The sequence below is a fragment of the Rhizobium sp. 32-5/1 genome (genome assembly GCF_029537235.1).
GTDB lineage: Bacteria > Pseudomonadota > Alphaproteobacteria > Rhizobiales > Rhizobiaceae > Pararhizobium.
Genome location: NZ_CP120638.1, coordinates 3,106,744 through 3,130,932, shown reverse-complemented (window position 1 = coordinate 3,130,932; position 24,189 = coordinate 3,106,744). Strand labels below are relative to the sequence as shown.

Genomic DNA, 24,189 nt, shown 5'->3' with positions numbered 1-24,189 from the left:
GAAGACCATGGAAAAACGAATACAGCCCCTCGCCCGTGACGCGATGGCCTATGTGCTTGCCGGCGGCCGGGGAAGCCGTCTCAAGGAACTGACCGATCGTCGTGCCAAACCGGCCGTGCATTTCGGCGGCAAGGCCAGAATCATCGACTTCGCCCTGTCCAACGCGCTCAATTCCGGCATCCGCCGCATGGGTGTGGCGACGCAGTACAAGGCGCATTCGCTGATCCGCCATCTGCAGCGCGGCTGGAACTTCTTCCGCCCGGAACGCAACGAAAGCTTCGACATCCTGCCGGCCTCACAGCGCGTCTCCGAGACGCAGTGGTATGAAGGCACGGCCGACGCCGTCTACCAGAACATCGATATCATCGAGGATTACGGCGTCGAATATATGGTCATCCTGGCCGGCGACCACATCTACAAGATGGACTACGAACTGATGCTGCAGCAGCACGTCGATCTCGGGCGCCGACGTCACCATCGGCTGCCTCGAAGTGCCGCGCATGGAAGCCGTCGGCTTCGGCGTCATGCACGTCGACGAAAAGGACGGCGTCATCGCCTTCGTCGAGAAACCGGCCAATCCACCAGGCATTCCGGGCAATCCGGAGATGGCGCTCGCCTCGATGGGCATCTATGTCTTCCACACCAAGTTCCTGATGGAACTTCTGCGCCGCGATGCCGCCGACCCGAATTCCAGCCGCGACTTCGGCAAGGACATCATCCCCTACATCGTCGATCACGGCAAAGCCGTCGCCCACCGCTTTACCCAGTCCTGCGTCCGTTCCGATTTCGAGCGCGAGGCCTACTGGCGCGACGTCGGCACGATCGACGCCTACTGGCAGGCCAATATCGACCTGACCCATGTGACGCCGGAACTCGACATCTACGATTCGACCTGGCCGATCTGGACCTTCGCCGAGATCAAGCCGCCGGCAAAATTCGTCCATGACGATGAAAACCGCCGCGGTTCGGCCACCTCCTCGCTTGTGTCAGGCGATTGCATTATCTCCGGCGCAGCGCTGAACCGCAGCCTTCTGTTCACCGGCGTCCGGGTCAATTCCTACTCGCGGCTCGATGGCGCCGTGATCCTGCCTGATGTGAAGATCGGTCGGCATGCGTCCTTGAAGAACGTCGTCATCGACAGCCGCGTCGTCATTCCGGAAGGGCTCGTCGTTGGCGATGATCCGGAATTTGACGCCAAGCGCTTCCGCCGCTCGGAAAACGGCATCTGCCTGATCACCCAACAGATGATCGACAGACTGGGCCTCTGACATGGAAATCCTATCGGTCGCATCCGAGGTCTTTCCGCTGATCAAGACAGGGGGCTCGCCGACGTGGCGGGCGCCCTGCCCTTGGCGCTGAAACCTCATGGAATCCGGATGCGCACGCTTCTGCCGGGCTACCCCGTTGTCCTGCAGAAGATCGGCCAGAACTCAACCAAGGCGGAACGGATCGGCGGTTTCGACAATCTGTTCGGCCACCCCGCGTCAATCCTTGCCGTCGATCATCACGGCCTCGACATCCTCGTCCTCGACGCACCTGCCTTGTTCGACCGAGAGGGCGGCCCCTATGTCGACAAGGCTGGCCTGGATTATCCCGACAATTTCCGCCGCTTCGCTGCCCTGTCGCTGACGGCTGCCGAGATCGCCGGCGGACTTTTGTCCGACTGGAAACCGGACCTCGTGCATGTCCACGACTGGCAGGCGGCCCTGACCCCGGTCTACATGCGCTTCGGCCCGGCGTCAGGCATGCCGACCGTACTGACCATCCACAATATCGCCTTCCAGGGGCAATTCGGCCCTATGGTATTTCCGGAACTCGCTCTGCCGCCGGAAGCCTTCACGGTGGACTACGTCGAATATTACGGCGATGTCGGCTTCCTCAAGGGCGGCCTGCAGGCCGCGACCGCGATCACAACCGTCAGCCCATCTTACGCCCAGGAAATCCTGACGCCTGAATTCGGGATGGGGCTTGAAGGGCTTTTGACCGCCCGGCTTTCCGGCCTGAAGGGCATCGTCAACGGCATCGACGCCGATGTCTGGGATCCGCGCACCGACCCGCATATCGCCGCCCCTTACAGCGCCGACAAGATGAAGCGGCGCGCGGAAAACAAGCTCGCTTTGTCGAAGCACTTCGGCTTCGATGCGATACCCGGCCCGATCTTCAGTGTCGTCTCCCGCCTGACCTGGCAGAAGGGCATGGACGTGCTTGCCGAGACCATCGACTATATCGTCGAGAGCGGCGGCAAGCTGGCCGTGCTCGGCTCCGGCGATCCGGTGCTGGAAAATGCCTTCCTCGATGCTGCCAGCCGCCATCCCGGCCGCGTCGGCGTCGTCATGGGTTATAACGAGCCTCTGTCGCATCTGCTGCAGGCCGGCTCCGACGCCATCCTGATCCCGTCGCGGTTTGAGCCCTGCGGGCTCACCCAGCTCTACGGCCTGCGCTATGGCTGCGTGCCCGTCGTCGCCCGCACCGGCGGGCTTGCCGATACGATCATCGATGCCAATGAGGCAGCCCTTGCCGCGCGCGTCGCCACCGGCTTCCAGTTCTCCCCCGTCACCGCCGACGGGCTGCGCCTTGCACTGCGCCGCGTCTTTGCGCTCTACAACGAGCCGAAGGCCTGGGCACGCCTGCAGGCGCAGGGCATGAAATCTGACGTTTCCTGGGAAAAGAGTGCCGAGCGTTATGCCGCCCTCTATTCCGGACTTCTCGTGAAAGGCTGATACTATGACCAAAACCGTTGCGACCACGCCCTTTGGCGATCAGAAACCCGGCACATCAGGCCTTCGCAAGAAGGTCCCGGTCTTCCAGCAGACAAACTATGCCGAGAACTTCATCCAGGCGATCTTCGACAGCCTCGACGGCTTCAAGGGCCAGACCCTGGTGGTCGGCGGCGATGGCCGCTACTACAACCGCGAAGTCATCCAGCTCGTCATCAAGATGGCGGCGGCAAACGGTTTCGGCCGCGTGCTGGTCGGCCGCGGCGGCATCCTGTCGACTCCGGCTGCATCCCACGTCATCCGCAAATACAAGGCCTTCGGCGGCATCGTGCTTTCGGCCAGCCACAATCCCGGCGGCCCCACCGAAGACTTCGGCATCAAGTACAATATCGGCAATGGCGGCCCGGCGCCGGAAAAGGTCACCGACGCGATCTATGCCCGCACCAAGGTGATCGACAGCTACAAGATCGCCACTGTCGCCGACGTTAATCTCGACAGCGAAGGCAGCCAGACCGTTGCCGGCATGGAGGTCGTGGTCATCGACCCGGTCGCCGATTACGCCGAGCTGATGGAAAAGCTCTTTGACTTCAAGGCGATCCGCAACCTGATCGGCGGCGGCTTCCGCATCGTCTTCGACGCCATGAGCGCGGTTACCGGCCCTTACGCCAAGGAAATCCTCGAAAACCGCCTGGGCGCCGCCAAGGGTTCGGTTCTCAATTTCATTCCACTGCCCGATTTCGGCGGTCATCACCCCGACCCCAACCTCGTCCACGCCCGCGCGCTTTACGAGGAGATGATGGGCGACGACGCCCCGGACTTCGGCGCCGCCTCCGATGGCGACGGCGATCGCAACCTGATCATCGGCAAGGGCATTTTCGTCACACCGTCTGACAGCCTTGCCATGCTTGCCGCCAATGCCAGCCTCGCGCCCGGCTATTCCAAGGGCCTTGCCGGCATCGCCCGCTCCATGCCGACGAGTGCTGCCGCCGACAAGGTGGCCGAAAAGCTCGGCATCGGCATGTATGAGACCCCGACGGGCTGGAAGTTCTTCGGCAACCTCATGGATGACGGCCGCGTCACCATTTGCGGCGAGGAAAGTGCCGGCACCGGCTCCAGCCATGTGCGCGAAAAGGACGGTCTCTGGGCTGTCCTGCTCTGGCTCAACATCCTGGCCGTACGCATGGAAAGCGTCATTGACATCGCCCGTCAGCATTGGACGACCTATGGCCGCAACTACTATTCGCGCCATGACTACGAAGAGGTCGATTCGGATGCCGCAAACGGCCTGATGCAGGCGCTGCGCGACCAGATCGGCACGCTGCCGGGCAAAAGCTTCGGCGCGCTCAAGGTCGAGACCGCCGACGACTTTTCCTACCACGATCCGGTCGACAAGTCGGTCAGCAACAACCAGGGCATCCGCATTCTCTTCGAAGGCGGCTCGCGCGTCGTCTTCCGCCTGTCCGGCACCGGCACATCGGGTGCCACCCTGCGCGTCTATATCGAACGCTACGAACCGGACGCCGACCGCCATCACTTCGAAACGCAGGAAGCGTTGGCCGACCTGATCACCGTGGCCGACGAAATCGCCGGTATCAAGGAGCGCACGGGCCGGACGGAACCAAGCGTCATTACCTGAGGTCAAAGGTCCATTCGGCGCCTTGGTTTGATCCAGGGCGCCGAAGGCCATCGTTTGTAAGCACCCTTGCATTTGCGAGATGGCGCTAAAAGGCGCAAAGGTATCTGCCGTGCTGCAACTCTCCGGATGATCGGAGCCCTTGCTCCAGCCGGAGTCAAGGAGTGCCAGATGAACGTTCGAGACATGACAACAGCGGAATGCAAGCTGATGCTCGCCGCCAACCGGTTCGGGCATCTCGGCTGTATCGCAGGCGACCGACCCTATGTCGTCCCGATCCGGTATGTGTTCAAGGAAGGTGCGTTCTACAGCTTTTCCCTGCCCGGTAAGAAGATCGATTGTCTCCGCGCAAACCCGCGCGCCTGCATCCAGATCGAGACCCTGACGACGGACGAAGAATGGCAGAGCGTGCTGGTCGAGGGTCTTTACCGGGAACTGCCCGACGACGAAAAATGGCATGGCCAGCATATCCAGGCCTGGTCGCTTCTGCAGGAGCGCGGCAACTGGTGGGAACCGGGATCCTACAAACCCGATACGGCCGCGACCGCAGGTCCTGATCTGCTTCCTGTTTTCTACAGCATCGAAATCGAAACGCTTTCGGGACGCCGTGCAACAAACGCGTGAGTGCAGTCTGTGTGGGCAGCATAAACTTCGCCCGGACTGATGCAAAGCTGTCTTTTTCTGGCACGTCGAGGATCGCGGCAATGGCGCGCAGTTGCAAAAACAGTGTGCTCGAATTCTAACTGAGCCCTATATTCATCACTCAGGATTGTAAACACCGAGAGGCTCTGCGCCAAGGAGTTGAACATCTCTCCGTGAAGGCCAAAATAAGTTCAATTTGAATCAAATATAAGCATTTCATATTAGAGGCTTCACTTATTCTTAAGTATCTGAACCTAATAATTGGGGTTATCAGAGTGACACTTGTTCATCGACAACTGAGTAAGCGCACTTTCCACCCTATGACGATTTTGGAGGACGGATATGTTGGGATTTGGCGCAGGCTCGGATGCGAAGGCGGTACTCGTGGCGATGAGCAAATCGCAGGCGATCATCGAGTTCAAGCTCGACGGGACGATCATCACTGCAAACGAGAATTTTTGCCGGGCGTTGGGTTATCAGGTCTCCGAGATCGTGGGCCAGCACCACCGCATTTTTGTCGACCCTACGGAAGTCGCGAGTTCGGACTACCGGGAATTCTGGGCAAAGCTCGGACGCGGCGAATTCGATCGTCGTCAGTACAAACGGATCACCAAGGATGGCGGCGAAGTCTGGATCGAAGCCTCCTACAATCCGGTGTTTCGCGGCGGAAAACCCTATAAGGTCGTCAAATTCGCCACTGACATCACGGCCCAGAAACTGAAAGCCGCCGAGGACGAGGGCAAGATCGGCGCCCTTTCCCGCGCCCAGGCGGTGATCGAGTTCACACCGAAGGGCGATATCATCACGGCCAACGAAAATTTCCTGAGCACGCTGGGCTATCAGCTGTCGGAAATTCAGGGCAAGCACCACGCGATGTTCTGCGAGCCCAGCTATACAAACAGCGACGACTATCGCCGGTTCTGGGCGACGCTCGCCTCCGGAGAATTTGTCGCGGATGAGTTCCTGCGGATCGGCAAGGGCGGCAAGCGGGTCTATATCCAGGCCTCCTACAATCCGATTTTCGATATGAACGGCAAGGTGTTCAAGGTCGTGAAATTCGCCACCGACGTCACCACCCGCGTCGGCAATGTCGATCAACTGGCGGGTGCGCTCAACGCCCTGTCCGATGGCGACCTGACGCAAATGCTCAGTGTGCCGTTTCTGCCGACATTGGAAAAACTTCGTCTGGACTTCAACGGAGCCTCCTCCAAGTTGCGCGGCACCTTGCAGACGATCTCGCAGAATGCCGGCGCGATTGCGGCGGCATCCCAGCAGATCCAGTCTGCTTCCAACGACCTCGCGAAACGCACGGAACAGCAGGCCGCTTCGGTTGAGGAGACGGCTGCGGCGCTTGAGGAAATCACCACGACCGTGGCGGATTCCAGCAATCGCGCCCAGGAGGCCGGGCAACTGGTCCGCAAGACCAAGGAAAATGCCGAGCATTCCGGCAATGTTGTCGGTCAGGCAGTCGACGCCATGGGCAAGATCGAAAAATCGGCCAGCGAAATCGCAAGCATCATCGGTGTTATCGACGAGATTGCCTTCCAGACCAACCTTCTGGCTCTGAATGCCGGTGTCGAGGCGGCCCGCGCCGGGGATGCCGGAAAGGGTTTTGCGGTCGTTGCGCAGGAAGTGCGCGAACTGGCCCAGCGCTCGGCAAAAGCTGCGAAAGAGATCAAGGAACTGATCAACGCATCCAACCAGCACGTGAAAAGCGGTGTTGCCCTGGTCGGCGATACCGGCAAGGCTTTGCAACAAATCGTCTCCCAGGTTGTTCAGGTCGATGGCAATGTCGGTGCGATCGTTGAAGCATCCAAGGAGCAGGCCACCGGCCTCAAGGAAATCAATACCGCCGTCAACACAATGGATCAGGGCACGCAGCAGAATGCGGCCATGGTCGAGGAAACCACCGCCGCCGCCCACAGTCTCGCCCGCGAAGCCGAGAAATTGTTCCAGCTTCTCGGCGAATTTAACGTCGGAGCGGCCACTCCGAGCTATCGTGCCGCCCCGTCGCCAGCCAGCCAGCAGTCTCGTCCGGTCGCATCACCGGCGCGGCAGATGACGGCCAGGGTAGCCCAGGCGTTCAATGGCAATGCGGCGCTCAAGGGCGGCGATAGCTGGGAGGAATTCTGATGTCTAAGCCCCAGCACCTGGCCGGTCTCATTGGCGATCAGATGGAAATCATCGCCTTCCGTCTGCAAGGACAAGAATTCTGCGTTATGACCAGAACCATCCGCGAGATTCGCGGATGGTCACCGTCCACCCCGGTTCCCCGCTCGCCCCATGAAATGCTCGGTGTCATGAACTTGCGGGGCATCGTCATTCCCGTCATCGATCTGGCGACCAAGCTCGGAATGCCGGCAACCGTACCGAACGAGCGCAGCGCCATTGTTGTGGCGGAGATCCATTCGATGGTTGTTGGGTTTCTGGTGGATCAGGTCTCCGATATTCTGACCGTCAATGGCAGCCAGATCCAACCCATTCCCGACGTGGTCACATCTTTCAATGGAAGTTTTTCCGATGGCATCATCACGCATGAAAACGGAATGATCTGCTTTCTCAATCTGGCCCGCATGTTTCCGGTAGAGGAGGCGCAAGCCTACGCGGCCTAGAGCAGCGTTCCAATCTTTTTCGGCCGCCCGCCTTTTGCGCCGTTTGCACGGCTTGCGGCAATTTTCGCAGCGGAGCGGGACTGCCCCCGCGACGCTGGGCCTCCATGTAGGCTTTTGAACCGAAAATTCCGCTCATGATTCCCGCTATTGTATAATCGACATCCAGACTTTCCCAATGCAGCCCGGTCTCCCCAAGAAGTTCCACTTCGGACAATTGTGCTGTTGTGGCCTCCTGAAGCCCCTCCAGAGCACGTGCCGGAAACAGAAAGGATGCGCCGTTTTTAAAATCAACGATCACACGCTCTGACAGACCATCGAAACGGACAGAAGCCGGAATTGGCCTTTCAGCACGCTCGGCCACCCACCGCTGCTTTGCTGCCACAAGTTCGCTGTCGGTCACATCAATCATGATATTTACTCCATGTATCGAGAAACAGTTTCTGATTCGCCTCAATGGCATCCACCGCCCGACGGACATCCTTGTCGGTCATTCCACCTTGCGTGATCACCTTCAAGTTGATGATGTCGATCCGTGCTTCACCCTCGCCGATGACATGGGCATGAGGCGGCTCATGATCGGCCGTATAGATCACGAAATGCATTCCATATTAGCGCAGAAGCGTTACCATAATCGACAATAACCCAACAGCTTGGGTATATCAAGACATGACCGATAGCACCAAGTGCAGCGAAGGGTCAGCGTCAGACGCTTAGGGAGTGCCTCCCTCAAAAAACCATCCCCGTTTTCCCCGCCCCATTCATCTGTGCCATGATCATCCCGTTCCGCCATCGGATACACAACGAGGCGTCGTGGCGAGGCGGGGCCGGTGCCGGATTGGGAAAGACGTAAGCTCCTATCCGGTGGACGGATAGAAAATGGTTTCCCTCTCGCCTGAAACAGGGCGGGGCGTGCAGGCATGTTCCGCCCGGCGCAGCCGGGCGAAAGATAAATGCCCACTAAAATGCAAAGCCAGCTTTGCGCGATAATGATCGCGCGCGGCTTTGTGAGGCACACATGAGGAGCGGCGACTGTGGGTGGCAACACCTGCTTTCGCGGCGCGACGAATGTCGTCAGCGTCGCCCTGTACCGAAAAAAGGTGCCGCCATCCCCGCAGAGAAATCGGAGTTGTCCGCCGACGCACACCGAACGGGGCGCTGCGAAGCGTCATTTACTTAAACTTTGTCCCGGCACTTCGAAGCGCCCCGGCCGAGTTTGCAAGGACCGGACCCACGACGGAATTCTTCCGGGCGTGGCTGTCGGACGTTGCGGCTGCCGCGCGCTCCCTCTTCTCCCCCGGGGAGAAGGTGCCCGACGGGCGGATGAGGAGAACCACAAACGCTAAGCCACCGCCGCCCCTTGAGGTAAAACAAACCGCTTGCAACACACACGAAAGCAGGGACAAATCGCCGTCAAACCAAACTGATATGCACGCTTCGTTCCTCGCCCGCTCATCCACACCAAGGTGCCTTCTCGATGCAGCCATCCGCTCTTCCGCCTCTCGGCGCAACGCTCACTCCGCAAGGCACCCTGTTTTCAATCTGGTCGCGCCATGCCTCACGCATTGATCTCTGCCTCTTCGACAGCGAGGGCCATGAGCAGCTCCGCCGCCTGCCGATGGTGCGCAGCGGCGACGTGCACAGCCTGCTTCTGACCGACGCGTCCGTCGGCACGCGCTACGGCTTTCGTGCCGAGGGCCTCTACGATCCGGATCAGGGCCTCTGGTTCGATCCATCGAAGCTTTGGTCGATCCCTATGCGAGGGAACTCGACCGGCCCTTCCGCTATGATCCGCAGCTCTCGACCTTCGGCGTCAACACCGCCGATCTGGTCCCGAAAGTGATCGTCACGGCGAACGCACCGGTTCCCGCGGCAACGCCCGTCTTCGACACCGGCGGGCTGATCTACGAGGTCGCGGTGCGCCCCTTCACCATGCTGCATCCCGATATCCCGGAGGCCATGCGTGGCACGGTCGGCGCGCTTTCGCACCCTCGCTCATTGCCCATCTAAAGCGCATCGGCGTCAGGTGCGTCGAACTCATGCCGATCACCGCCTGGATCGACGAGCGCCATCTGCCGCCGCTTGGCCTGACAAACGGCTGGGGCTACAATCCCGTCGCCTTTATGGCGCTCGACCCGCGCCTCGTGCCGGGCGGCATCGCGGAGCTGCGGGACACCGTCGCTACCCTGCATAAGGAAGGCATCGGCACGATCCTCGATCTCGTCTTCAACCATTCCGGCGAAAGCGACCGGCTGGGCGCGACAGTTTCCATGCGCGGCATCGACAACCTCACATACTACCGCCACGCCAATGACCGGCCGGGCGAACTCATCAACGATACCGGCTGCGGCAACACCATTGCCTGCGATCACCCGGTGGTCCGCCGGCTGATCCTCGACAGCCTGAAGCATTTCGTGCAGGCCGCAGGCGTCGATGGCTTTCGCTTCGATCTCGGCTCGATACTCGGCCGCGATGCAAATGGCTTCAGCCGCGATGCGGCTCTCCTTCAGGAGATGCTGGCAGACCCTGTTGTCGGCGACCGCATCCTGATCGCCGAACCCTGGGACATCGGTCCGGGTGGCTATCAGCTCGGTAATTTCCCGCAGGCCTTCCTCGAATGGAATGACCGCGCCCGTGACGACCTGCGCCGCTACTGGCGCGGCGACCGCCATATCATCGGCGCGCTGGCAACAGCGCTTGCCGGCTCTTCGGACATTTTCGCCCGCAATGACGGCAAGACGACCCGCAGCGTCAATTTCATCGCCGCCCATGACGGCTTCACGCTGATGAATCTCGTCTCCTATGCCAACAAACACAATGAGGCTAACGGCGAGGACAATCGCGATGGCCATGGCGACAACCAGTCCTGGAACAACGGCGTCGAAGGCGCGACCGATGACCATGAAGTGCTGGCAGCCCGCCGCCACGACGTGATGGGCCTGCTCTCGACGCTGTTTGCCACGCGCGGCGCAATCATGCTCACCGCCGGCGACGAGGGCGGACGCAGCCAGCGCGGCAACAACAACGCCTATTGCCAGGACAATGCCATCACCTGGGTCGACTGGTCGGCGCTGGATGACAGCCTGATCGCCCATACGGCAAGCCTTGCCGCCATCCGCAAACGCTTTGATGTCTTCGGCGAGACCGCCTTCTTCACCGGCGAAGGCGACGTTGCGTGGATGACGCTCGATGGCCATCCCATGAGCGTGCATGACTGGGAAAGCCCGGCGACGGACAATCTGTCCATGCTGCTGTCAACGAATGACAGGGAAACCGGGCAGCCGACGCGGATTGCCGTCGTCATCAATCGCAGCCACGCCCCGCATCCGTTCCGTTTGCCCGCGAGCAGTGGCGGAACCTGGCAAAGCCTCTTGCCAGATGCCGAGGCCGGGCCGCATCTCGTGGCCGCCCGCTCCGTCGGTTTTCACGTCGAAGTTTTTTAACCGTTGCTGCGCTTGCGGATTGCCGTTTTTTGGCTGCAACGCATATACAGGATTGGGAGGCATCGTCTTTAGCCTTGGGGAAACAGCATGCCGCGTGAAATTTCGCTATCTGATGTCAAGGATCTGGTCGGCAAGGAGATCGGCATCTCCGACTGGATCACCGTGTCGCAAAAGACCATCGACAGCTTTGCCGATGCTACCGACGACCACCAGTTCATCCACACCGACCCGGCGCGCGCCGCCGCCGAAACCCCTTCGGCGGCACCATTGCCCACGGCTTCCTGTCGCTCTCGCTGCTGTCTGCCATGAACTACAACTGCCTGCCCAAGGTGCGCGAGCAGACCATGGGCATCAACTACGGCTTCGACAAAGTCCGCTTCATGACGCCGGTAAAGGCCGGTGCGAAAGTCCGTGGCCGCTTCACCATGGCCGAAGCCCGCTTCCGCGGCGCCGGCATGCTCATGGTCACCTACGACGTCACCGTCGACATCGAAAACGAACGCAAACCGGCACTCACCGCAAGCTGGCTGACGATCATCCAGTTCGACCCGAAGGACCGGCCGGAGGATGCTTGAGAGAGCAGCGACAGAAAAGACTGTCCGTCTGGCTTTCAAAAAGCAGGCCAGCGCCTGCAACGGCCTCGGCTCGCCCTTTACCGCGCGGCTGTGCACCCTTGCAGCTGAACGGCTGACCGCATCCCATTCCCTCGGCGAGACAATCCTGTCATGGAGCGGCGATCCCTCGCCTGGCGCCGACTCCGTGCCGCTCCGCCTTGCCGGAGCCCTGCACGCGCTGGTGCTGTCCGGGATGGACCGCGATCTGGCCGCCAACTATGCGCCCGCGTCGGCAAGCGATGATGACCTGTGGGCCGCTGTGGATAATGCCTGCCACACCCATTCGACCTTCATTCTCGACCGGCTGAAATCGGCACCCCAAACCAACGAGGTCCGCCGTTCCGCTGCCTTGCTGCCGGGTTTCCTGACGATATCAAGCCTGTTCCACAAGCCGCTTGTGCTGTCTGAGGTCGGCGCCAGCGCGGGGCTCAACCTGCAGTGGGATCACTACGACTACCGGCTTGGTGACAGGGCCTGGGCCTTGCAGCCTTCGCCGGTGCTGATCACGCCGGAGTGGCGCGGGTCCCCGCCACCCGACGTCCCCTTGTATGTTGAAAGCCGCGCCGGCTGCGATCTCAATCCGCTCGACCCAGCGAGTAGCGACGATGTCCTGAGGCTGCTGTCCTATATCTGGGCCGACCAGCAGGACAGGCTGGATCGCACGCGCTTTGCCCTCTCGATCGCCGCCGCCAACCGACAGATTGTTGAAAAGGCAGATGCAGTGGACTGGCTGCAACGGCGGCTCGGTCCCACCCACGAGGGTCAGGCGCATGTGATTTATCACACGATAGCCTGGCAATATCTGCCGAAAGCGTCACAGGAAAAAGGCGAAGCGCTGATCGCCGCCGCCGGAGCGCGCGCAACAGCGAACGCGCCACTGGCTCGCCTGCAGATGGAGGCCGACGAGGAAAAAGGCAGCGCCGCACTCACCCTGCAGATCTGGCCTTCAGGCGAAAAGCACCTGATTGGTCGGGCTGATTTCCACGGGCGCTGGGTCGAATGGATAGGCTGGCCCGGGCTGCATTAAGACCGGGCCAACGAGATTAATTCCCCGCGTCTTCCGCCGCTTCACTCAGCAACCCGAACACATAGGGCGAAAACGAGCGCCAGCATTCGACGCGGAAGGCATCCTCGGCGGTGCGCAGGAGGACGATCTCGGACTTGGCGAAAACCGTGCGCGAGCAGGCGCCGACCGGGAAGGCGGCGAGCGACAGGTCCTGCGGGCAGCCGCCATTGATCGCTGTCTCGGCGCCGAAGCCCTTGACGAGGATGGCGGTGTTGCGGTGAGAGACGTCGGTTGCCGAATGCAGCACGCCGCTGGATGCAACCGCAGCCATCAGGTCCGCCTCGTTCTCGTCGATGACAAGCCATTCGTCCGGGCCGAGCCAGAGCGCATGGCGGCCATTCGAGGAGGCCGAGGTCTTCGGCTTTGTCAGCAAGGAAACGCCAAGGGCTGCGGACAGCGCGGAAACGGCTTCCGGCTTGGCGCGCAGGGAAAGCCGCGTGGCCGGTGCGGCCGGTGTCAATGCTGCTGCACCCGAGCCGCCATGGCGACCGGCCAGAGCCAAAGTACGGGCATTGGAGAGGTCTGTTGCTGCGATAAGATCAGACATGGAGACGTCCTCCTTCCTTGTCAAAGAACACCATGTCGCTGACTTCGACGGCGATCGTCTTGTCGGGCATGGGCACGTAGAGCGTTTCACCGATGCGGGCCTTGCCGCCGGCAACGAGCGCAAGCGCGATCGAGCGGCCGCAATTTTCCGACCAATAGGCGGAGGTGACATGACCGATCATCGTCATCGGCAGCGTCTGGTTCGGATCTGCAACGATCTGCGCACCCTCTTCCAGAACAACCTTCGGATCCTTGGTCAGAAGGCCGACGAGCTGCTTGCGACCATCGGCCACGAGGTCGGGACGGCGCAGGCCGCGGATGCCGACGAAATCAGGCTTCTTCTTGCCCACGGCCCATCCAAGCGAGGCATCATCAGGGGTCACCGTGCCGTCGGTGTCCTGACCGACGATGATGTAGCCCTTTTCGGCGCGCAGCACGTGCATGGTTTCCGTGCCGTAGGCGCAGGCACCGAGCGGCTCGGCCTGGGCGCGGATCGCTTCCCAGACCGCCGGGCCGAAATCGGCGGGAACGTTGACTTCGAAGCCGAGTTCGCCGGTGAACGACATGCGAAACAGCCGGGTCGGCACGCCGCAGATCTTGCCCTCGCGAACGCTCATATGCGGGAAGGCTTCGTTCGACAGGTCGATGCCTTCGACCAGCGGCGCGATGATCTCGCGCGCTTTCGGACCCTGGACGGCGATAACAGCCCATTGTTCGGTTGCCGATGTCAGCCAGACGTTCAGATGCGGGAACTCGGTCTGCAGATAGTCTTCCATGTGGTTCATGACACGCGCGGCACCGCCGGTCGTCGTCGTCACGTGGAAACGATCCTCGGCCAGCCGCCCGACGACGCCGTCGTCATAGACGAAGCCGTCCTCGCGCAGCATGATGCCGTAGCGGCAGCGGCCGGGCTTCAGCGTGTCCCAGCTGTTGGTATAGATCAGGTTGAGGAACTGCGCCGCATCCGGGCCGACGACTTCGATCTTGCCGAGCGTCGAAGCATCGAACATGCCGGCGACGTCGCGCACGGTCTTGCATTCGCGGTTCACCGCCTGGTGCATATCCTCGCCCGCCCTGGCATAATACCAGGCGCGCTTCCACTGGCCGACATCCTCGAATACGGCGCCTTGTGCTTCTTCCAGCGCGTGCGTCGGCGTCTTGCGGGTCGGGTCGAACAATTCGCCGCGCGCATGGTTGATCAGCGTACCGAAAGTAACCGGCGTATAAGGCGCGCGGAAAGTGGTGAGACCCACCTTCGGAATTTCGCGACCCAGCGTTTCGGCGGCGATCGCCAGACCATGGATATTGGAGAGCTTGCCCTGGTCGGTCGCCATGCCGTTGGTGGTGAAGCGCTTGATATGCTCGATCGAGTGCATGCCTTCGCGCACGGCAAGACGGATATCCTTGGCGCAGACGTCGTTCTGGAAATCGATGAACGCCTTGACCGTGGTGTCGGGGCCTGCGCCTTCGGCTGCACCCGCCATGCCACCGCTCCATGAGAAGGCGTTGCTGCCCTGAAGCTCCAGCTTCTGCGAAGCGGAATAGCCGGAAGCCTGGGCCATCAGTTCACCGGCAGCCAGCGATTCCTCTATTGTTGCCTGCAGGTCGTTGGTGCCGTTGCAGGCGCCGACGGACAGGCAATCCTGGGCATAGGTGCCGGGCAGGAAGCGTTGCGTCTCGTTGTCATAGGCGACCTTGCCGCGCGACTGCGAGAACATGTGCACCGACGGCGTCCAGCCGGCTGACATCAAAAGCGCATCGATGGCGATCTTGCGGGCAGCGCCGCCGCCATTGCGGGCGACCGACATGGACGAAACGCGCAGATTGCCTGAGGTAGTGACGACGCCGTGGCCGGTCAGGACTTCGATGCCGAGCGAACGAGCTTCTGCCAGAACGCCCTCGCCCGGCTTTTCGCGGCTGTCGACGATGGCAGCGATGGTGACACCCGCCCGCTTCAGATCGAACGCAGCCTCGTAGGCCGAATCATTGGCCGTGTAGACGCCGATCTTCTTGCCGACGGCAACGCCGAAATGGTTAAGGAAGGTGCGGGCGGCTGAGGCCAGCATGATGCCGGGGCGGTCGTTGTTGGCGAACACCATATGGCGTTCGATCGCGCCCGTGGCGATGATGACGCGCTTGGCGCGGACCTGCCAGAGACGCTCGCGCGGCAGCTTCTTGTCCGGCTTTGCCAGATGCTCGGTGACGCGTTCATTGAGGCCAACAAAGTTCTGGGCGTAATAACCAAAAGCGGTCGTGCGCGGCAGAACCTTGACGTTCTTCATCTGCTTGAGATTGGCGGCGGTTGCCTGCGCCCAGGTGAAGCCGTCAAGCCCGTCGATGGTTACGCTCTTGTCGTAGTGCAGCGCGCCGCCGACTTCCGGCTGCTCGTCGCAGATGATGACGCGGGCACCGGTTTTGGCGGCAGCCAGCGCTGCCGAAAGGCCGGCAAGGCCGGCGCCGATGACCAGCACGTCGCAATGGGCGTAGCGGCTGGAATAATGGTCGGTATCGTCTTCGGTTGGCGACACGCCCAGACCGGCGGCGGCGCGGATCTGCGGTTCATAGACATGCTTCCAGGCCTGCTTCGGCCACATGAAGGTCTTGTAGTAGAAGCCGGCGGCAAAAACGGCGCCAAAGGTTGTTGACCGCGCCGACGTCGAAAGCGAGCGACGGCCAGCGGTTCTGTGAAATCACCTTCATGCCGTCGAACACGTCCTGCACCGTGGCGCGGACGTTCGGCTGCTTGCGGGCGGCATCCCGCTCCACACCGATCAAGGCGTTCGGCTCCTCGGCGCCGGCAGAAACGATACCGCGAGGCCGGTGATACTTGAACGAGCGACCGACGAGATGAACACCGTTGGCAAGCAGAGCCGAGGCGACGGTGTCGCCTTCAAGCGCGGCATAGCTCTTGCCGTCGAAGAAGAAACGGGCAGTCTTTGCAGGGGTGAGACGGCCTGCACCGGGGATACGATTGGCGCCGCTCATTTTGCGTCTGACTCCGTGGCTTCATAGGTTTCAACAGGGGCGGAAGCGGCCGGGCGCAGCGTGCTGACATCCGGGCGCGGCAGGCCGGCCTTGTAGGTGGTCAGGAACTTGTCGCTGACGGTATCGCGGGCGGCATTGAAGAACCGGCCGCAGCCGTTCAGGTGGCGCCAGCGCTCGAAGGTCAGGCCCTTCACATTGTCACGCAGGAAGAAGAAGGCCTCGAAGTCCTCGTCGGACATCTCGGTCATATTGGTCGGGCGCGCGATATGGGCGTCGCCGCCCTGACGGAATTCGAGCTCGGAACGCTCTTCCTCGCAATAGGGGCAATAGATCAGAAGCATTGTATTTCCCTTTAATGCGCAACGGCGGCAGCGGCCGCTTCGTCGATCAGGCGGCCCGAGCGGAAGCGTTCCAGCGTGAACGGCGCGTTGATCTTGTGCGGCGCGTCATTCGCGATGGTGTGGGCAAAGACATTGGCCGAGCCCGGCGTTGCCTTGAAGCCGCCAGTGCCCCAGCCGCAATTGACGTAAAGGCCCTGCACGGGGGTCTTGGCGAGGATCGGCGAACGGTCCGGCGTGACGTCGACGATGCCGCCCCAGGAGCGCATCATCTTCATGCGGCGGAAGATCGGGAAGAGCTCGCAGATGGCGTCGAGCGTGTGCGTGATGATCTGCAGGCCGCCGGTCTGGGAATAGGACGAATACTGGTCGGTGCCGGCGCCGATAACAAGTTCGCCCTTGTCGGACTGCGAGATATAAGCATGCACGGTGTTGGACATGACGACGCAGGGGAAGATCGGCTTGACCGGCTCGGAGACCAGCGCCTGCAGCGGATAGCTGACCAGCGGCATGCGCACGCCGGCCATTTCCATCAGCACCGAGGTATGGCCGGCGGCAACGACGCCAACCTTCTTGGCGTTGATCTGGCCACGATTGGTATCGACACCAGCAACGGAACCATCCGGATTGCGACGAATCCCAGTGACTTCACAATTCTGGATGATGTGCACGCCGCGATCGGCGGCAGCACGGGCGTAGCCCCAGGCGACGGCGTCATGGCGGGCGGTGCCGCCGCGGCGCTGCAGGGCCGCACCGTTGATCGGGTAGCGGGCCGAGCGGGAAATATCCAGCGGCGGGCAGAATTCCTGCGCCTGCTCGGGCGTCAGCCACTCATTGTCGATGCCGTTCAGGCGATTGGCGTGGATATGGCGCTTGAACACCTGCTGGTCATGGATGTTGTGCGACAGCATCATCACGCCGCGCGCCGAATACATGACGTTGTAGTTGAGATCCTGGCTCAGGCCATCCCAGAGCTTCAGTGCGTGATCGTAAATGCCAGCGCTTTCGTCGTAGAGATAGTTGGAGCGGATGATGGTGGTGTTGCGGCCGGTATTGCCACCGCCGAGCCAGCCCTTTTCCAGCACGGCGATATTGGTGATGCCGTGTTCCTTCGCGAGGTAATAGGCGGTGCCCAGACCATGGCCGCCGGCGCCGATGATGATGACATCATATTCCTTGCGCGGCTCGGGCGAGGTCCACTGCGCCTCCCAACCCCTGTGGCCGCGCATCGCTTCGCGAGCGACAGCAAAAACCGAATATTTGCGCATCCGCTTTCACACTCCGTAATCCGGTGAACTTCCTTGTCGCCGCTAGAGATGACAAATCCTTCGACGACGCAACGTTTCTTTTGCGACGCAATCCGCCGCGACGTGCACGACTTGCGACATGGTCACGAATTGCGCCCACGATCCGCCTCACATCCGCAGTAATACCCTATAAAGCATCGGCCGCACCGCTGCAGCGCCGATAGGGTATGATACGGCGAACAAAGGTGAAAAGATGCCCTCAACGGAATTTTCGGCCAGCCCGGCAAACTCCCGGCTGGACTTTGAGAGAGCGATCTGGTATCCGCTCACCCAATCGTAAAGCCCATGGCTCCGCGAACGTTATTTTTTTGCCTCGTTGAGCTTTCTCAGGGGCAGACACTCGAAACAAAGGAACGGGATTAACGTGCAGGTACTAGTCCGCGACAACAACGTCGATCAAGCGCTTCGCGCACTCAAGAAGAAGATGCAGCGCGAAGGCATTTTCCGCGAAATGAAGATGCGCGATTATTACGAGAAGCCTTCCCAGAAGCGCGCCCGCGAAAAGGCTGAAGCCGTTCGCCGCGTTCGCAAGCTGGCCCGCAAGCGCGCACAGCGCGAAAGCGGCATCGTCACCGGCCGTCCGGCAGCAGCAGCACCTGCACGCTGATCGGTCGTCTTTTCGACGCTTTCAGACGTATACTCCGGCGGGGGCGACACAGTCGCCACCGCCTTTTTCAGTTTTACGCGTTGACTGCTGCGTAGAACTTTCCGCGTTCCTGGCGGCCGGGCTGTGATGCCCTTGAAAAACGGAACGATAGAGGCTTCCTTGCGAGGCCAAAGTGTTTCCAAAGCAGGCAAAACAACGCATATTCATGTTATAGCGTCCGAAACGGCCTGGACGCATCGCTGTATCGAGGGATCAATCTTGACATTTGCTGCCATGACTTCGGGTATTTCGGGCCAGATCGGCAACGGTATTCGTCAGATCAACGCGCGCGGCCGCGTTGTCGCTTCGCTGATTGCGGTTGCTTCCGGGCTCGCCTTGTCCGGCTGCCAGACCGCCGACACGTCCGAGGACATGATCCGCGTCGAGCGGGCGCAGGGCACGGAAGAAAACATCGCTTCGCTGTCGAGCGTCATCGCCTCGAACCCAAGCGATCCGGAAGGCTACAATGTCCGCGGTTCGGCCTATGGCCGCGCCGGTGAATTCCGCCGGGCGCTGTCGGACTTCAACCAGGCGATCCAGCTCAATCCGCGCTTTTACCAGGCCTATGCCAACCGCGCGCTGGTTCAGCGCAACATGGGCAATCAGGCGGACGCCGCCAGCGACTACAACATGGCGCTGCAGCTCAACCCGCGCTATGACGTTGCCTATATCGGTCGCGGCAATCTCTATCGCCAAGCCGGCCAGCTCGATCAGGCCTTTGCGGATTTCAACAAGGCGATCGAGCTCGACACCACCGACCCGCGCGCCTATCACAATCGCGGCCTGATCTACCAGGCTCGCAACCAGCACGGCCAGGCGATCGAGGATTTCTCGACCGCGATTTCGCTGTCGCCAAGTTCGGCGGAGCCGTATAACGGCCGCGGTATTTCCTATGTTGCACAGGGCGACGACGACAATGCCTTCGCGGATTTCAACACCGCCATCAACCTGAACGGCAAGATCGCTGAATCCTGGGCAAACCAGGCGCTGGTCTATGAACGTCGCGGCGAAAAGGCCAAGGCGGCAAAATCCTACGGCCACGCGCTGTCGCTCGACACCAAATACGAACCTGCCCGCGCCGGACTTGCACGCGTAAAAGCGACCGGCTGACGAGAAAAGACGCCGCTCCGGTCAAGCGACCGCAGCGGTGGGCGATAGACGCTCGACAGAGGTGCGATTGCGCCCTTCGCGTTTGGCCTCGTAAAGCAACTGGTCGGCTCGATCGAGAGCCGCCCAGGCCGTTTCCTGCGGCAGGAACAACACACCTCCGATACTGATCGTCACGAAAGCACAGATATCGGACTTGGCATGCTCGATACGGAGCGCCCTCACCTCTGCGCAAAGCTCATCCGCACGGTCCTTCAGCGACGCTCCCCCGCAATCATAGAGTACAAGCGCGAATTCTTCTCCGCCCATCCGGCAGGCCATATCGAGCGGGCGGCGCGCAAAAGCGTCCAGACACGCTGCCACGCGCCGCAATGCCAGATCGCCGGCCTGATGCCCGTAGCGATCATTGTAACGCTTGAAAAAGTCGATATCGAGCAACAGCAAGCCGACCGACACTTTTTCCCGCCGGGCTTGCAGACGGATCATCTCAAGCTGCTCATCAAGATCACGCCGGTTGGCGAGCCCTGTCAGGGGATCGCGCGACGCCTGCTCTTTGAGAATGCCGCGCAACAGGAATTGCTCCCGATACGCACGCTCGCGGAGATAACCGCCGACCGCCGAGAAGATCAGCATCAAGAGCAGCATGGCGTTGAATTGCTGCCCATGCATGTCCATCGGCAGCAGCCAGTATCGCAATGCGAACGTCATGGCGACAACGCCGGCTGCGAGCACAATGCTGTGACGGAAGCGAAGCCCCAGCGGAGCGAACGCACCCATGACGAACAGAAGTTGGGCGAACTCGGCATGGCCGAGACCGTTACGCTTGTAGAGACAAACCGCCACCGCCCCACATGCCGCTAGCGTCAACACCGCGACCACGGACAAAGGCGCCACCCGCGACGCCATCTGCTGTCGATAACAAATATACAGACAGCCAAGCAGAACCAGGATTGTCACCAACCGGCTTGCGAGGATACCCCACATATCGACGGTCAGATCGGGAAAACGCTCCACCAGCGACAATCGTGCGCAATCGGATATCGCGAATAGAATCATGAAGGCTAGGGAGAAGACCCCACTGATCATCGCGGGCCGGCGCTGATCCCTGTCGACCTGCAGCGCGTATTCACGCTCGATGTCGTCATCAAACCGCAACCACCCGATTCCAGCGTCAAGCTGTTGGACATACCGCCCGACCCTTGAGTAGCCGAATTGCGAAGGTGACGTCATGTTCCTCTTCCATAACCTACGCCAACCATTGCGGGTGACAAAGAACCATTATGTGAAGAGCATTGAATTTCGATTAAAAAGTAGGCGGGAAAGATTGGGCCGCTCGAATTGGCGGCCCAATCGGCTCAATGCGCCATTGCCTTGACGATGTCGTCGGTCATTTTCTTGGCGTCGCCCAAAAGCATCATCGTGCCATCCTTGTAGAACAGCGTATTGTCGATGCCGGCATAGCCGGAGCCGAGCGAGCGCTTGACGAACAAACAGGTCTTGGCCTTATCGACATCAAGGATCGGCATGCCGTAGATCGGCGACGTCTTGTCATCGCGGGCCGCCGGATTGGTGACGTCGTTGGCGCCGATAACATAGGCGACATCGGCCTGCGCGAATTGCGAGTTGATGTCCTCCAGCTCGAACACTTCGTCATAGGGCACGTTGGCTTCGGCGAGCAGCACGTTCATGTGCCCGGGCATGCGGCCGGCGACCGGATGGATGGCGTATGTCACCTCGACACCGTTTTTCTTCAACGCATCGGCGAGTTCGCGCACCGCATGCTGCGCCTGGGCGACGGCCATGCCGTAACCCGGCACGATGATCACCTTCGAGGCATTGGCCATCAGGAAGGCAGCATCGTCCGCCGAACCCTGCTTGACCGTGCGTTGCACGCCGTCATCGCCAGCAGCAACGCTGGAATCACCGCCAAAGCCGCCCAGAATGACCGAAATAAACGAGCGGTTCATGCCTTTGCACATGATGTAGGACAGGATCGCACCCGATGAGCCGACCAGCGCGCCGGTGATGATCAGCGCCAGATTGCCGAGCGTGAAGCCGAGCGCGGCGGCCGCCCAGCCGGAGTAGGAATTCAGCATCGAGACGACGACCGGCATGTCGGCGCCGCCAATCGGCACGATCAGGAGAACACCCAGCGCCAGCGCCAGGACAACGATTGCCCAGAAATCGAAATGGCTTTCGGATGCGGCCAGCCCGACGATGAAGAAGATAATCAGGGCCAGAAGCGCGATGTTGATAGCGTGCCGGTAGGGCAGCATGATCGGCTTGCCGGACATGCGCCCGTCAAGCTTCAGGAAGGCGACGATCGAACCGGTAAAGGTGATCGCGCCGATGGCAACGCCAAGCGCCATTTCGACCAGTGCCACGGCATGGATAGAGCCGACCGCGCCGATGCCGAAGGAGGACGGCGTATAGAGCGCGGAGGCTGCGACCAGAACGGCAGCAAGGCCAACCAGCGAATGGAAGCCGGCAACAAGCTGCGGCATCGAGGTCATCGGGATCGAGCGGGCGATATAGGCCCCTGCCCCGCCGCCAATGGCAAGACCGAGCAGGATCAGCACAAGGCCGCCAAAGGACGGCATCGCGAGCAGCAGCGTCGTAACGATGGCGATGCCCATGCCGCTCATGCCGAGGATATTGCCGCGGCGCGAAGTGGTCGGGTGCGACAGGCCGCGCAGTGCCATGATGAACAGCACGCCGGAGACGAGATAGAGGAACGCAGCGATATTGGGTGACATCGGCTCAGGCCCTCACTTGTCTTTTTCTTGTACATGGCAAGCATGCGCTGGGTGACGAGGAAACCGCCGAAGATATTGACCGAGGCGAGGATCAGCGCCACGAAGCCAAAGCCCGTGGCAAGGCCGGACGCCGAAATGCCGACCGCGAGAAGCGCGCCGACGACGATGACAGACGAAATCGCATTGGTGACGGCCATCAGCGGCGTGTGCAGCGCTGGCGTCACCGACCAGACGACGTAGTAGCCGACGAAGATCGACAGCACGAAAATCGCCAGTTGGAAAACGAAGGGATCGATCATGCCGCCGCTGAGCCCGTGGGCGGCCGCACCTGCCGCGTCCGGTATATATTCAGCTGCGATACGCACCGCTTCGACCGCCCGGTCGAGGTCGCCGATTGCCTTGTCGAGAAGGTCATTGGCCATAAATCATCTCCCTTGAACGGCAGCACCTCTCCCCGAAGCGCAAAACCGCCCTCTTAAATTCTTAAGCTGTAGCTACGCCTTCGGCCGGAACCGGTGCGAAATTCGGATGGACGATGGTTCCGCCATGAGTCAGCATCGTTGCCTTGACCAGTTCATCCTCGGTGTTGAGGGCAAGCACCTTGGTTTCCTTGTCGACCATGGTCTCAAGGAACGTGACGAGGTTCTTGGCGTAGAGCGAGGACGCGCTGGTGGCGATACGGCCTGGCACATTGTTATAGCCGACGACCTTGACGCCTTCGACCTCGACAATGGAGCCGGCAACGGCACCCTCGATATTGCCGCCGCGTTCGACCGCGAGATCGACCGCGATCGAACCGGGTTTCATCGCCTTCAGCATGTCGCGGGTGATCAACCGCGGCGCCGGACGTCCCGGGATCAGCGCCGTGGTAATGACGATATCCTGCTTGGCAAGATGCTCGGCGGTCAATACGGCCTGTTTGGCCTGATAGGCTTCCGACATCGGCTTGGCATAACCGCCCGAGGTTTCTGCAGCCTTGAACTCGTCGTCCTCGACTGCGATGAACTTGGCGCCGAGCGAGGCCACCTGCTCCTTGGAGGCAGGACGAACATCGGTGGCGGAGACGACAGCGCCGAGGCGACGCGCGGTCGCGATCGCCTGCAGACCGGCAACGCCGGCACCCATGACAAAGACCTTGGCCGCCGGAACCGTGCCGGCCGCCGTCATCATCATCGGCATGGCGCGGTCGAATTCGCCCGCGGCATCTATGACGGCCTGATAGCCGGCAAGGTTTGCCTGGCTCGACAGCACGTCCATCGACTGGGCGCGGGTGATGCGCGGCATCAGTTCCATGGCAAAGGCAGTCAGCCCGGCAGACGCCATCTCGGAAAGCGCAGCCTCCTGACCGTAAGGGTCCATGATCGCGATGACGATGGCGCCGGACTTGTAGCCCGCAATCTCCGCGCTCGCCGGACGACGAACGCGCAACACGACATCGGCCTCCTTCGCATCGGCAGCCGCGCCAATCCGCGCACCGGCTTTCTCGAAATCGGCGTCCGGTATGCGCGACAGGAGACCGGCGCCCGCTTCAACGACAACGTCGAAACCCAGCGTCTTCAGCTTTTTCACACTGTCCGGCGATGCGGAAACGCGCCCCTCGTCGGGATGGCTTTCATTGGCTACAAATACAGTCTGGACCACATGTCCTCCCCCAGATGAACAGGCCCCGGCCACCTTCCGGCGTTGCGCGGGATCCTCTCCTCCATCCTCATTTAATTCGCGCATGAACCGCGGCCCTAACCATCGGCCAACGCACGCGCCTGACAACCCGACTGAAACA

The 24,189-nt window shown here is 61.1% G+C and carries 14 protein-coding genes and 7 pseudogenes; 11 read left to right on the top strand and 10 right to left on the bottom strand.

Annotation, left to right across the window (positions count from 1 at the left end; translation table 11 throughout):
• The first annotated feature begins 7 nt into the window (after positions 1 to 7).
• The 6 genes and pseudogenes from glgC (at position 8) to P6U16_RS15680 (ending at position 7,604) form a co-directional block, all read left to right on the top strand.
• A pseudogene (glgC, locus tag P6U16_RS15705) lies at positions 8 to 1,268 on the top strand (glucose-1-phosphate adenylyltransferase).
• Position 1,269: 1 nt separating this feature from the next.
• Positions 1,270 to 2,720 (top strand): annotated as a pseudogene (glgA, locus tag P6U16_RS15700) (glycogen synthase GlgA).
• 4 nt (positions 2,721 to 2,724) lie between these two features.
• Positions 2,725 to 4,353 carry an alpha-D-glucose phosphate-specific phosphoglucomutase gene (locus P6U16_RS15695; protein ID WP_277701325.1) on the top strand — a complete coding sequence of 543 codons (1,629 nt, stop codon included), beginning with the start codon at positions 2,725 to 2,727 and terminating at the stop codon, positions 4,351 to 4,353.
• Positions 4,354 to 4,521: 168 nt separating this feature from the next.
• Positions 4,522 to 4,974 (top strand): pyridoxamine 5'-phosphate oxidase family protein, encoded by a 453-nt coding sequence (locus tag P6U16_RS15690; RefSeq protein ID WP_277701324.1) that lies wholly within the window; start codon positions 4,522 to 4,524, stop codon positions 4,972 to 4,974.
• Positions 4,975 to 5,334: 360 nt separating this feature from the next.
• The gene (locus P6U16_RS15685; RefSeq protein WP_277701323.1) at positions 5,335 to 7,125 is read left to right on the top strand and encodes a PAS domain-containing methyl-accepting chemotaxis protein; all 1,791 of its coding nucleotides are present in this window, start codon (positions 5,335 to 5,337) and stop codon (positions 7,123 to 7,125) included.
• Positions 7,125 to 7,604, top strand: coding sequence for a chemotaxis protein CheW (locus tag P6U16_RS15680; RefSeq protein WP_277701322.1), 480 nt, complete (start codon positions 7,125 to 7,127; stop codon positions 7,602 to 7,604). Before P6U16_RS15685 ends, P6U16_RS15680 begins: the two co-directional genes overlap by 1 nt.
• On the opposite strand, the pseudogene P6U16_RS15675 reads toward P6U16_RS15680, so the two are convergent.
• Positions 7,601 to 8,013: pseudogene (locus tag P6U16_RS15675) on the bottom strand (DUF2442 domain-containing protein). The gene P6U16_RS15680 and the pseudogene P6U16_RS15675 overlap by 4 nt on opposite strands.
• On the bottom strand, positions 8,006 to 8,197 hold the full coding sequence (locus P6U16_RS15670) for a DUF4160 domain-containing protein (RefSeq protein ID WP_277701321.1): 192 nt from the start codon (positions 8,195 to 8,197) through the stop codon (positions 8,006 to 8,008). Before P6U16_RS15670 ends, P6U16_RS15675 begins: the two are co-directional and overlap by 8 nt.
• Positions 8,198 to 9,078: 881 nt before the next feature.
• Here P6U16_RS15670 and glgX point away from each other — a divergent pair.
• From glgX to P6U16_RS15655, 3 genes and pseudogenes are all read left to right on the top strand, one after another.
• Positions 9,079 to 11,044, top strand: a pseudogene (gene glgX, locus P6U16_RS15665) (glycogen debranching protein GlgX).
• Positions 11,045 to 11,131: 87 nt separating this feature from the next.
• Positions 11,132 to 11,619: pseudogene (locus tag P6U16_RS15660) on the top strand (MaoC family dehydratase).
• Positions 11,612 to 12,685, top strand: coding sequence for a DUF2332 family protein (locus P6U16_RS15655; RefSeq protein WP_277701320.1), 1,074 nt, complete (start codon positions 11,612 to 11,614; stop codon positions 12,683 to 12,685). The pseudogene P6U16_RS15660 and the gene P6U16_RS15655 overlap by 8 nt, the downstream one beginning before the upstream one ends.
• 16 nt (positions 12,686 to 12,701) lie before the next feature.
• On the opposite strand, the gene P6U16_RS15650 is transcribed toward P6U16_RS15655, so the two are convergent.
• The 4 genes and pseudogenes from P6U16_RS15650 to P6U16_RS15635 form a co-directional block, all read right to left on the bottom strand.
• Positions 12,702 to 13,271 carry a sarcosine oxidase subunit gamma gene (locus P6U16_RS15650; protein WP_277701319.1) on the bottom strand — a complete coding sequence of 190 codons (570 nt, stop codon included), beginning with the start codon at positions 13,269 to 13,271 and terminating at the stop codon, positions 12,702 to 12,704.
• Positions 13,264 to 16,255: pseudogene (locus P6U16_RS15645) on the bottom strand (sarcosine oxidase subunit alpha). Before P6U16_RS15645 ends, P6U16_RS15650 begins: the two are co-directional and overlap by 8 nt.
• Positions 16,252 to 16,596 carry a sarcosine oxidase subunit delta gene (locus P6U16_RS15640; protein ID WP_277701318.1) on the bottom strand — a complete coding sequence of 115 codons (345 nt, stop codon included), beginning with the start codon at positions 16,594 to 16,596 and terminating at the stop codon, positions 16,252 to 16,254. Before P6U16_RS15640 ends, P6U16_RS15645 begins: the two are co-directional and overlap by 4 nt.
• Before the next feature lie 11 nt (positions 16,597 to 16,607).
• Positions 16,608 to 17,861 carry a sarcosine oxidase subunit beta gene (locus P6U16_RS15635; protein WP_277701317.1) on the bottom strand — a complete coding sequence of 418 codons (1,254 nt, stop codon included), beginning with the start codon at positions 17,859 to 17,861 and terminating at the stop codon, positions 16,608 to 16,610.
• Between the two features lie 403 nt (positions 17,862 to 18,264).
• On the opposite strand from P6U16_RS15635, the gene rpsU reads away from it, so the two are divergent.
• On the top strand, positions 18,265 to 18,507 hold the full coding sequence (gene rpsU, locus P6U16_RS15630; RefSeq protein ID WP_277701316.1) for a 30S ribosomal protein S21: 243 nt from the start codon (positions 18,265 to 18,267) through the stop codon (positions 18,505 to 18,507).
• A 273-nt stretch (positions 18,508 to 18,780) separates the two neighbouring features.
• Positions 18,781 to 19,656: a tetratricopeptide repeat protein gene (locus P6U16_RS15625; RefSeq protein ID WP_277703867.1), complete on the top strand. Its 876-nt coding sequence runs from the start codon at positions 18,781 to 18,783 to the stop codon at positions 19,654 to 19,656.
• A gap of 21 nt (positions 19,657 to 19,677) precedes the next feature.
• On the opposite strand, the gene P6U16_RS15620 is transcribed toward P6U16_RS15625, so the two are convergent.
• From P6U16_RS15620 to P6U16_RS15605, 4 genes and pseudogenes are all read right to left on the bottom strand, one after another.
• Positions 19,678 to 20,808 carry a GGDEF domain-containing protein gene (locus tag P6U16_RS15620; protein WP_277701315.1) on the bottom strand — a complete coding sequence of 377 codons (1,131 nt, stop codon included), beginning with the start codon at positions 20,806 to 20,808 and terminating at the stop codon, positions 19,678 to 19,680.
• A gap of 200 nt (positions 20,809 to 21,008) precedes the next feature.
• Positions 21,009 to 22,409 (bottom strand): NAD(P)(+) transhydrogenase (Re/Si-specific) subunit beta, encoded by a 1,401-nt coding sequence (locus P6U16_RS15615; protein ID WP_277701314.1) that lies wholly within the window; start codon positions 22,407 to 22,409, stop codon positions 21,009 to 21,011.
• Between the two features lie 20 nt (positions 22,410 to 22,429).
• Positions 22,430 to 22,831 (bottom strand): annotated as a pseudogene (locus tag P6U16_RS15610) (proton-translocating transhydrogenase family protein); the annotation flags it as partial.
• A 61-nt stretch (positions 22,832 to 22,892) separates the two neighbouring features.
• Positions 22,893 to 24,050 carry a Re/Si-specific NAD(P)(+) transhydrogenase subunit alpha gene (locus P6U16_RS15605; protein WP_277701313.1) on the bottom strand — a complete coding sequence of 386 codons (1,158 nt, stop codon included), beginning with the start codon at positions 24,048 to 24,050 and terminating at the stop codon, positions 22,893 to 22,895.
• Between the last annotated feature and the right edge of the window lie 139 nt (positions 24,051 to 24,189).